Below are 10674 nucleotides of genomic sequence, written 5' to 3'. Positions count from 1 at the left end.
ACTATAGGTTAGTGGGAAACCCGATTTTTTGTAGGAATCGGGTTTCTGGAATCCTACAGCAGGATTCGTCGAGAGTTAAGTGAAGGCAGATAACGCGTAAAGGAAGTGTTAGTGAGAGCAAAACAAGGATCAGTTCCAAGAATTGCTGAAATCCGTGCTTTAATGCACCGATTTGCCTTTTTGCTTCTTTTAATGGGGGCTATCGCTGTGATGGTTCTAGGACGAGCAGAGCCTAAATTTTTTGAAAATGCTCGTGATATTGTTACCGATTTTTCAGCTCCAGTTCTAGATTTGATTTCTCGTCCTACTGCGACGGTAGATCGTTGGGTTCAGGATGTACATGATTTGATTGCACTTCGTGAAGAAAATGTGCGTCTAAAAGCGGAAAATCAACGCCTATTACAATGGTTGACCCTGGCAAAACAACTACAACATGAAAATAACGAGTTGCAGAACCTGCTGTCCTTTAAGAGAGATGATATTTCTAGGTTTATTACTGGGCGGGTGATTGGAAGTGGTAATGACTTTTATCATACTCTGATGTTGAATGTAGGGCTTGATGATGGTGTTCGTAAGGGGCAGGCTGCGGTTAATAACAAAGGTTTAGTTGGTCGTGTTTATGCAACAGGCCAAAATTCCAGCCGCATTTTACTGGTAAATGATATCAATAGTCGTATACCGGTGCGCATTGAAGAAACACGGGTGCGTGCGGTTCTTGCTGGTGAAAATGATAAGAGCCCGCGTTTAATTTATACTTCTGCGGATTCAGGATTTGAAGTAGGACAACGTGTTATTACTTCTGGTCACGGAGGGGCATTTGCACCGGGGATTCCTGTTGGCACTGTGTCATCTGTTACTGAAGGTGGTGTATTGGTTGATCTTTATGTAGATCCAGAAAATGCGGAATACCTTCGTTTAATGGATTTCGGATTGAATGGTATTTTACCTGACACTGAATAAAGTTTTCTATCTCGACGTCTAACAAATTTATCTATCTCTATTTTTTCCGTATAGACTCGCCTATAATGCAACCTAGTTAATTATCTGGTTTTGACATTCGATGATTTCACAAGAACAAACCATTTGGTCACGCATTGATCATTTTGCACGCTCTAGTTTGCCTTTGCTGGTGACTGTGATTGCAGTTGTTCTTGGTGTGATTCCTTTGCACCTTCCGGATAGTGAAGTAATCAAACCAATGTTGGTATTGGCGTGTGTTTATTATTGGACGATTTATCGGCCAGACTTAATGCCGATGTTTTTGGTTTTTATAATCGGCTTGTTTCAAGATTTACTTTATGGATCTCCAATCGGTATTTCTTCATTCGTATACTTAATTGTCGCATTCCTTGTTGGAACCCAACGTCGTTTCTTTCATGGGAAAACATTTGGTATTGTATGGTGGGGATTTATGGTCGTTGCAGTCTTAGCAGCGATTCTTTTTTGGGTCGTATTTTGTATTCTCGTTAAAGATTATGTCAGCCCAATGTCCTTTATCTTTCGCTATCTAATGTCTTTGGCATGGTTTCCAATTGCATTTGTAGTGATGGTGCTTGTTCATAAGTTAATTCCACCAAGAGGCCAGTAAGGATGCTTAAATGAAGCCGGAAAAAGATCGCGCTAAATTATTTAATCGACGTGCTGCCTTCTTGATCGGTGGGAAGCTTGCATTATTGTCTGGGCTGGCAGGGCGAATGTATTATCTGCAGGTGGTTGAGTCTGAGCGTTATAAACTGATGGCCGAAGACAATCGGGTGAATTTTCGACTTCTCCCTCCATTGCGTGGTTTTATTGTAGATAGAAGCGGTGATTATCTAGCTATTAATATCAAAAATTATCAGATTATTTTGGTACCTGAACAGGCAAATAATGAATCCACAGTAAATGATGTCTTAAGCAAACTTATTCAGCTCATTGATCTAGAAGACCATGAGATAAGAAGGATTTTAAAAGAAATATCACGTCGACGTGCTTTTGTGCCGGTGACTGTTCGTCAAAATTTATCATGGGAAGATGTAAGTCGACTTGTGGTGAATACTCCCGATTTGCCGGGTGTACATGTTGAAGTCGGTCAAACACGGCATTATCCATACGCAGAAACAATGGCACATGTTTTGGGATATGTGGGGGCGGTGACTGAGAAAGAACTCACTGGGGATCCTCTACTTGAATTACCTGGTTTTAAAATTGGTAAGCGAGGCATTGAGAAAGTCCAAGATCTGGCATTACGGGGCACGGGTGGCAATAGTAAAGTAGAAGTTAATGCGCTTGGCCGTGTGATTAAAGAGCTTGAACGTGTCGAAGGTTTGCCGGGCCATGAGTTGAAATTGACTCTTTTAATGCGCCTGCAAGATTATGTTGGGCAGCGCGTAGAAAATGAGAAAGCCGCCGCTGTTGTGGTCATGGATGCTCATAATGGCGATGTTTTATCTTTGGTTTCCACCCCTTCTTTTGATCCGAATGCCTTTAGTGAAGGATTAAAAACGGATGAATGGAATGACCTAATTAATAATCCGTATAAGCCGCTTACCAATAAGGCAATCGCAGGACAATACGCACCGGGATCTACATTTAAAATTGTGGTGGCTTTGGCAGCTTTGAAGCATGGCATCTCACCTGATTATAAAGTTTTCTGTCCGGGGCATATGGATGTTGGGGATCGGCGTTTCCATTGCTGGAAAAAACATGGTCATGGCTTGGTGAATTTAACAGATGCTATGCGTGGGTCATGTGACGTTTGGTTTTATGATGTCGCACGTAAAATCGGCGTAGATAATATTGCAGAAATGGCATTTAAACTGGGCTTTGGTGAGAGAAGTGGGCTGGGTTTAGATGGGGAACGTAAAGGATTAGTTCCAACAAAGTCATGGAAAAAGCGTGCTTTAAAACAGAGTTGGCATCTCGGTGAGACACTTATCGCAGGTATTGGTCAAGGTTATGTCTTAGCAACGCCAATGCAATTGGCTGTTATGACCGCACGTGTGGTGAATGGGGGGAAAGCTGTTGCGCCGCGTTTGACAAGGCAAATGTTTGATGCAGAAAGTTTAACCGGTGTTGAAGCTGATGTCAGCTTTGAAAATCTTGATATTCCTGAAGCCCATTTAAAAATCATACGTGATTCAATGGATGAAGTTGTCAATCATCCTGAGGGAACTGCGCGCGGCTCAAAAATTACGATCGCTGGTCGTGAGATGGGTGGCAAAACGGGTACCAGTCAGGTTCGTCGTATTAGTGAAGCAGAACGTGAAGCCGGTATCAGGAAAGGTGAAGATATTGAATGGCGTCTTCGCGATCATGCCTTATTTGTTGGATATGCGCCTGTAGATAACCCTCGCTTTGTTGTTAGCGTGATTGTTGAACATGGTGGTGGCGGTTCTAAAGCTGCAGCCCCAATTGCACGTGATGTATTGCTAAAAGCCCAAGAGTTAATGGCTGAATCTGAAGCAGAAGCACAGGCAGCTGCTGAGATTAAAGAGATTTAGGGAAGAGATTATGGCGAGCGAAATCGGCAAGAAAGAACTCACCCTGACCCAGAAATTCTGGCAACTAAATTGGGGGTTGATACTTATTATTTCGTTAGTGGCGAGCGTTGGTTTTGCCATGCTTTATTCTGCGGCCGAAGGAAGTTGGGATCCATGGGCTTCACGTCAAGCGGTACGATTTGGCATGGGGTTCTTCTTAATGGTTGTCATCGCTGTTATTGATATAAAATTTTGGATGAGACTTTCCTATATATTATACGGGATCGGTTTTTTACTATTGGTTGCAGTGGAAGTATTTGGTCAGGTTGGGATGGGGGCCCAACGTTGGATCGACTTAAAAGTTATTGTTCTTCAACCTTCAGAAATTATGAAGATTGCATTGGTATTGGCTTTGGCCCGATATTTTCATGGTATTCCGATTGAGGATATTGGACGTATCCGTACCTTGATTATCCCCTTATTGTTAGTGTTTTTGCCGATTGGGTTGATCTTAAAACAACCTGATCTTGGTACATCTTTAATGTTAGTGGCGGGTAGTGGTGTGATCTTCTTTCTGGCAGGTGTGCGGATTTGGAAATTCGCATTGGTTATTGTTGGGGTATTGGCATCATTACCCGTCGCCTGGAACTATCTCCATCCTTATCAGCAAAACCGAGTGTTAACTTTCCTTGATCCTGAGCGTGACCCTTTAGGGGCGGGCTATCATATCATGCAATCTAAAATCGCTATGGGGGCAGGTGGTATGTTTGGTAAAGGCTTTATGCAAGGATCACAAAGCCAGTTGAAATTTCTTCCCGAAAAACAAACCGATTTTATTTTTACTATGCTGGCTGAGGAAATCGGACTTGTTGGTGGTTTAGGATTAATGGGGCTTTATGCACTATTGATGATCTACGGGACATTTATTGCCGTGCGATGTCGAAATCATTTTGGACGATTAACAGCCCTGGGTGTTACGACAACTTTTTCACTTTATGCTTTTATCAACATCGCGATGGTTATGGGGGTCATTCCTGTGGTTGGTGTGCCTCTTCCGATGGTTTCTTATGGCGGTACAGCGATGTTAACCGTGATGATTGGCTTTGGGTTGTTGATGAACTGTTATGTGCACCGAGACATGCGTATTCCAAGAAATTGGCGTGAAATGTAATAAATCAATTGTCTGATTACATTTAAAAAGCAGGATTGATATTCGTTCAATCCTGCTTTTATTATTCAAACATAAATTGTCTAGTTTGTTTCTAGCTTGTGGTAAATTGGATCACATAGAAGATGATAGCAGCTAAGCTTGCAGATGCAGGCACGGTAATAATCCATGCTGACACAATTTTTAAGGCTGTGAAACGTGCAACCAGCTCATTTTTATAAGTTTGTTTAAGCGTTTTACGGTCTTTCTTAGAAAGGCCCATGCGCTTCCCTTTAGCTTTAAGATCACGCATCATTGCGCCCTTTTGCTTGAAATCGGCATTTTCAAAATCTTCAAGAAAGGCTTCTAAAGCATAGGATTCTTCATCTGCATAATGTGCTTTTATCTTGGCAATTCTTTGATGATAATTCTTTTTGATTATCTCTCGGAGGAAGCCAACACCAAATACGGCACCGATTGCCACATGTGTAGAACTTACAGGCAGTCCAAGCTGGCTAGCAATGATCACGGTTATAGAGGCTGCCATCGCGATGCAGAAAGCGCGTGTTTGATCGAGTTCGGTGATCTCGGACCCAACTGTGCGGATCAATCTTGAACCATATAATGCGAGGCCCAAAGCAATGCCAATTGCACCAACAAGAATCACCCAAAGCGGAATAGAAGCTTGCGTGCTAACCTCACTGTGAATAAGTGAATCGACTATTGCTGCCAATGGCCCAACAGCATTGGCGACGTCATTTGCACCATGGGCAAAACTTAAGAGAGCTGCTGCGAAAATCAAAGGAATAGTGAAAAGTTTGTTGATGCTTTTCTTTGTATTTTCCATATTCTTGGAGGCACGATGGATCAATGGCTTCACGATGAGATAGATAGCGGATGCGATCCCTAAACCATATAGAAGGGCCATGTCAAAATCTACGCTAACGATTTTCCTTAGGCCCTTCATGATCAAGTAAGTGCTGAATGCCCATGCCATGATAGCAATCAAGATCGGCACCCATTTCCGTGCTGATGCAATTCGATCACGTTTATAGTTAATGCGACTTTTGATGAGCATTAAAAAACCGGCGGCGATCAAGCCACCCATTATTGGTGAAACAAACCAACTGACAGCGATGGAGCCCATTTGACTCCAATTGGCTGCATCGATTCCACCCGCGGCGATACCTGCACCTAAAACTCCACCAATAATGGAGTGAGTGGTGGAAACTGGTAAACCATGGTAGGTTGCAAAGTTAAGCCATAAAGCACCGGCAAGTAATGCAGACATCATGAGCCAAATAAAGGTCGTTGAATCCCCAATTGCAGAAGGATCAATGATCCCTTTTTTAATCGTTGAAACAACATCGCCGCCTGCAATAATCGCTCCTGCTGCCTCAAAGATTGCTGCGATGAAAATTGCGGCCCCTAAGGTGAGGGTTTTGGAACCAACGGCGGGGCCAACATTATTCGCCACATCATTGGCACCGATATTCATCGCCATATAGGCACCAATAACACCCGCAACAATTATAAGATGACCATTTTCAATGCTAGTGGACAGGAATTCGGTATAGATCGTTATTAAGACAATAAAAACCGCAGCCACGGCAAGGCGAAGCATTTCACGACGTCGGCTTGAGGTTATATTCTGAAATTCATTCAGCGTATTCATATCGCTCATGAGTCTCTCAATTAAATCAATATCAACGGGATTTATGGTAGCTATCTGTTTCGCCAATAACTTATCTGTGGCTATTGGTATCGTGATGAGGCATGAGTTGCAATAAAAATTACATAAAACTGTTGGCAATATGCCTTATTTCCTTGGAAAGGAGAGCTTAATAGAATTTGCTTTCTTATTTGGATTTCAGTAGACGGGAATAAATATTTTTTTAGCTGAGGGTCAAATGTTCGAAAATTATGTTGAAAGCTATTATAGTCAAACATGTGTATCATCTAGTTATCCTGTACTGGAAGTTGATCAGTCGACAGATATTTGTGTTATTGGCGGTGGTTTAGCTGGTTTAAATACCGCACTTGGGCTCGCGCAACGTGGCAAATCAGTCATTTTGATCGAAGCAAACAAAATCGGCTGGGGTGCATCGGGGCGTAATGGTGGCTTTGTGTCGGGCGGCTTTAATCGAGACAAAGATTTTCTAATCCGGAAGATCGGTCATGATAATATGATGGCTATGCATAAGCTGGATCAGGATGCTTTAAATTTGGTGCGTGAACGTGCGACCAACGCAGAAATAGATTGTCAGGTGGTTCATGGCAATATTGAAGGTTACCTATGGGACCAATCCCAAACGGCGCCAGAGGAACTCGCAAAAAGTAATGAAGAGTTTGACACTAATTATGACTATTGGGATTCAGAAAAAACTCAATATCATTATAAAACCAAAGCCTATAAAGGGGCTCGTTTTAACCCAGATGCATTCCATTTTCATCCGTTGAACTATTCATTAAACATCGCGAAATTAGCCAAGGATGCTGGCGTTCAAATTTATCAAGATAGCCCTGCCTTAAAAATTAAGGATAAGGGCGCGCAAGTTATTGTTGAAACACCAAAAGGAAAAATTACGGTAAATCAGATCGTTTTGACGTGTAGTGGGTATATTAAGAACCTCTATCCCAAGCTAAGTCAGGCAACCATGCCAATCACCACATATGTGTTAGTGACAGAACCATTGGGAGATCGTTTACAAGAAACGGTTACAGATCTTCCTTATTCCGTGATTGATGAGCGTATTTCATGTGATTATTGGCGTCCTATTCCTGATGGATCAACGCGTATTCTATGGGGAGGGCGTATAACAGCTTTTCCGGTGGCCCCACATAAAGTTGCAGAAATTATGCGAAAATCTATGCTGCGTGTTTATCCGCATTTAGCGGATGTGAAGATTGAAACATCATGGTCAGGTAAAATGGCCTATGCTAGCCATCGCATGCCAATGATTGGAAAGATTAATGAACAGGTTTGGTATAATACTGGATTTGGTGGACATGGTATGGCCGCAACTACAATGGGTGGAGAGGTGATTGCCCGTGCTCTGGCTGAAGGAAATGAAGATTATAAGTTATTTCAGACATTTGGGTTGCCTTACGCAGGAAGCTTCCTTGGTCCGGTTGCAGCACAAGCTTATTACGTGATGAAATATCTACAGGATGAATATAAAATCTGGCGAGGATAAATTAAAAAAAGCCGTAGAAAATGATCTACGGCTTTTCTTTGATCTTTATTTGTGAAGCTTAGATGTAATCGTTATTTTTTAGATACTCAATTACTTGATCTGCGGCTTCTTCCGCTGAAAGATCGGCTGTTTTCAGAATTACTTCTGCCGTTTGTGGCGTTTCGTAATCTGAATCAATACCTGTGAAGTTCGTAATTTCACCCGCACGGGCCTTTTTATACAAACCCTTCGGATCACGTTTCTCACAAAGTTCCAGAGGTGTATCGACGAAAATCTCTAAAAACTCGTTTTCAGCAACAGATTGACGTGCCATACGGCGTTCGCTGATAAACGGAGAAATGAAGGATGTCAAAACGATCAAACCCGCATCGACAAACAACTTGGATGTCTCTGCAATACGACGGATATTTTCCACACGATCTGCATCAGTAAAGCCTAGATCTTTGTTCAATCCGTGACGTACATTATCACCATCCAATGTATAGGTATGCTTACCCATAGAATGAAGTTTCTTTTCCACAATATTGGCGATGGTGGATTTGCCGGACCCTGATAGGCCCGTAAACCATAGAACCGCTGGATTTTGATTTTTAGCTTCAGAACGGCTTTCTTTATCTACATCCAAGGCTTGCCAATGAATATTTGTTGCCCGGCGCAATGGATGTTTGATCATACCTGCACCAATTGTGGCGTTGGTAAAACGATCAATAAGGATAAAGTTACCTGTGTGGCGGTTTTCTTCAAATGGATCAAACGGAAGTTCTTTGTCCAAACTAATGGTCACATAGCCAACTTCGTTTAATTCAAGTGTTTTACCTGCTAAATGCTCTAGATTATTTACATTGATTTTGTGTTTCAATTCAGAAACTTGAGCATTAATCGTATTGCCGCCCATTTTAATCAGATAGCGACGACCAGGAAGCATTTCATCTTCGGTCATCCAGATTAAATGCGCCGCAAATTGGTTGGCTACTGCAGGTGGATGATCAGGTGTCGCAAGCAAGTCACCACGGCTAATATCAATTTCATCATCCAGAGTGATGGTAACAGCTTGTCCTGCTTCCGCCGAAGGTAAATCACCATCGAATGTTGAGATGGTTTTTACCGTGCTGGTTTTACCACTTGGCGCAACGCGAATTTCATCCCCTGGCTTGACTATACCTGCGGAAATGGACCCACTAAATCCGCGGAAATCAAGATTAGGACGGTTTACCCATTGTACATGCATCCGGAATGGAGATTCATGCAAGTAAGATGTATTATCCACCGTCTCCAAATGGTTCATCAAGGTAGGGCCTTGATACCAATCCATATTCGCAGATTTTTCGATGATATTATCACCTTCTAGTGCTGAAATAGGCACATAGGTGATATTTTCAAGACCAAGTTTTTCTGCAAATTCAGCATATTCTGCTTTGATTTCTTCAAAACGATCTTCGGCGTAATCAACCAAATCCATTTTGTTCACTGCCAAGACAACATTTTTGATGCCTTGAAGAGAAACGATAAAACTATGTCGACGGGTTTGTGTCAGAACACCCTTACGTGCATCGGCTAGAATAATCGCCAAGTCAGCGGTAGAGGCGCCAGTTGCCATATTCCGAGTATATTGTTCATGTCCCGGTGTATCAGCGACGATAAACTTACGTTTATCGGTTGAGAAAAAGCGATAGGCGACGTCAATTGTAATACCTTGCTCGCGCTCTGCTTGCAGACCATCCAATAACAAAGCGTAATCGATGTTACCACCTTGTGTACCAACTTTTTTGGAATCATTGGAAAGAGCCGCTAACTGGTCTTCAAAAATCAGTTTGGAATCCCAAAGTAAACGACCAATCAATGTGGATTTACCATCATCTACACTGCCGCAGGTGATGAAACGAAGAAGACTTTTTTCTTCCTGCGTCTTTAAATAGGCAAGAATATCTTCGGAGATAAGTGCGTCTTGATGTGCCATCTTAGAAGTATCCTTCCTGTTTTTTCTTTTCCATTGAACCTGCTTGATCATGATCGATCACGCGGCCTTGTCTTTCGGAAGTTTTAGTAAGTAACATTTCCTGAATAATATCAGGTAAGGTATCTGCACCGGATTCCACGGCACCAGTAAGCGGATAACAACCAAGAGTACGGAAACGTACGGATTTCATTTCTGGAGTTTCGCCTGGATTTAATGGCATGCGGTCATCATCAACCATAATCAGATTGCCATCGCGTTCAACCACGGGACGTTCTGCAGCATAATAAAGTGGGACAATGTCGATATTTTCTAAATAAATGTATTGCCAAATGTCGAGCTCAGTCCAGTTGGAGATTGGGAAGGCACGGATGCTTTCACCTTTGCTTACGCGGGCGTTATATAAGTTCCACAATTCAGGGCGTTGTGCTTTTGGGTCCCAACGATGTTCTTCATTACGGAAAGAGAAAATACGTTCTTTTGCACGGGATTTTTCTTCGTCACGGCGGGCACCGCCAAAGGCAGCATCGAAACCGTATTTATCCAAAGCCTGTTTCAACGTTTCGGTTTTCATGATGTCTGTATAAAGAGCACCATGCGTGAATGGAGATACATTATTTTTAATGCCTTCTTCATTCTTATGCACGATTAAGTCAAAGCCATATTCTTTGGCGGTTCGATCGCGAAACTCGATCATATCCTTAAATTTCCATGTGGTATCCACATGAAGCAATGGGAATGGCAATTTGGACGGATAAAATGCTTTCCGAGCCAAATGCAACATAACGGCACTGTCTTTACCAATGGAGTAAAGCATCACCGGATTTTCAAATTCAGCAACCACTTCACGAATGATGTGGATACTTTCAGCTTCAAGCGCACGCAAATGAGTTAGCATGAGAGTTTATTTCCAAT

The 10674-nt window shown here is 42.4% G+C and carries 8 protein-coding genes; 5 read left to right on the top strand and 3 right to left on the bottom strand.

What is annotated here, in order from left to right:
- The first annotated feature begins 111 nt into the window (after positions 1 to 111).
- The 4 genes from mreC to rodA all read left to right on the top strand — a co-directional run bounded on the left by mreC (position 112) and on the right by rodA (position 4632).
- Positions 112 to 960 (top strand): rod shape-determining protein MreC, encoded by an 849-nt coding sequence (gene mreC, locus E1160_RS02725; RefSeq protein WP_328597111.1) that lies wholly within the window; start codon positions 112 to 114, stop codon positions 958 to 960.
- 100 nt (positions 961 to 1060) lie between these two features.
- On the top strand, positions 1061 to 1588 hold the full coding sequence (gene mreD / locus E1160_RS02720) for a rod shape-determining protein MreD (RefSeq protein WP_155153459.1): 528 nt from the start codon (positions 1061 to 1063) through the stop codon (positions 1586 to 1588).
- A gap of 10 nt (positions 1589 to 1598) precedes the next feature.
- Positions 1599 to 3482: a penicillin-binding protein 2 gene (mrdA, locus tag E1160_RS02715; RefSeq protein WP_155153458.1), complete on the top strand. Its 1884-nt coding sequence runs from the start codon at positions 1599 to 1601 to the stop codon at positions 3480 to 3482.
- A gap of 10 nt (positions 3483 to 3492) precedes the next feature.
- Positions 3493 to 4632, top strand: coding sequence for a rod shape-determining protein RodA (gene rodA / locus E1160_RS02710; protein ID WP_155153457.1), 1140 nt, complete (start codon positions 3493 to 3495; stop codon positions 4630 to 4632).
- Positions 4633 to 4723: 91 nt separating this feature from the next.
- On the opposite strand, the gene E1160_RS02705 is transcribed toward rodA, so the two are convergent.
- Positions 4724 to 6292: an inorganic phosphate transporter gene (locus E1160_RS02705; RefSeq protein ID WP_155153456.1), complete on the bottom strand. Its 1569-nt coding sequence runs from the start codon at positions 6290 to 6292 to the stop codon at positions 4724 to 4726.
- A gap of 226 nt (positions 6293 to 6518) precedes the next feature.
- Between E1160_RS02705 and E1160_RS02700 the strand changes: the two genes are divergently transcribed.
- The gene (locus E1160_RS02700; protein WP_155153455.1) at positions 6519 to 7805 is read left to right on the top strand and encodes an NAD(P)/FAD-dependent oxidoreductase; all 1287 of its coding nucleotides are present in this window, start codon (positions 6519 to 6521) and stop codon (positions 7803 to 7805) included.
- A 58-nt stretch (positions 7806 to 7863) separates the two neighbouring features.
- Here E1160_RS02700 and cysN read toward each other — a convergent pair whose 3' ends face one another.
- Together cysN and cysD are read right to left on the bottom strand one after the other, a co-directional pair.
- A complete protein-coding gene (gene cysN / locus E1160_RS02695) occupies positions 7864 to 9762 on the bottom strand; it encodes a sulfate adenylyltransferase subunit CysN (protein WP_155153454.1) in 1899 nt (632 codons plus the stop codon).
- Position 9763: 1 nt separating this feature from the next.
- The gene (cysD, locus tag E1160_RS02690) at positions 9764 to 10657 is read right to left on the bottom strand and encodes a sulfate adenylyltransferase subunit CysD (RefSeq protein ID WP_155153453.1); all 894 of its coding nucleotides are present in this window, start codon (positions 10655 to 10657) and stop codon (positions 9764 to 9766) included.
- Positions 10658 to 10674 lie beyond the last annotated feature (17 nt).

Origin of the sequence: Curvivirga aplysinae (assembly GCF_009711445.1) — a bacterium.
Taxonomy (GTDB): domain Bacteria; phylum Pseudomonadota; class Alphaproteobacteria; order UBA8366; family Aestuariispiraceae; genus Curvivirga; species Curvivirga aplysinae.
The sequence above is the reverse complement of the archived record's forward strand: the minus strand, read 5'-3'. Positions and strand labels throughout refer to the sequence as shown.

Coding starts and splice junctions, on each gene's coding strand:
- E1160_RS02705 (WP_155153456.1), bottom strand. CDS start 6,292: ATGAGCGATATGAATACGCTGAATGAATTTCAGAATATAACCTCAAGC.
- rodA (WP_155153457.1), top strand. CDS start 3,493: ATGGCGAGCGAAATCGGCAAGAAAGAACTCACCCTGACCCAGAAATTC.
- cysN (WP_155153454.1), bottom strand. CDS start 9,762: ATGGCACATCAAGACGCACTTATCTCCGAAGATATTCTTGCCTATTTA.
- mreD (WP_155153459.1), top strand. CDS start 1,061: ATGATTTCACAAGAACAAACCATTTGGTCACGCATTGATCATTTTGCA.
- cysD (WP_155153453.1), bottom strand. CDS start 10,657: ATGCTAACTCATTTGCGTGCGCTTGAAGCTGAAAGTATCCACATCATT.
- mrdA (WP_155153458.1), top strand. CDS start 1,599: ATGAAGCCGGAAAAAGATCGCGCTAAATTATTTAATCGACGTGCTGCC.
- E1160_RS02700 (WP_155153455.1), top strand. CDS start 6,519: ATGTTCGAAAATTATGTTGAAAGCTATTATAGTCAAACATGTGTATCA.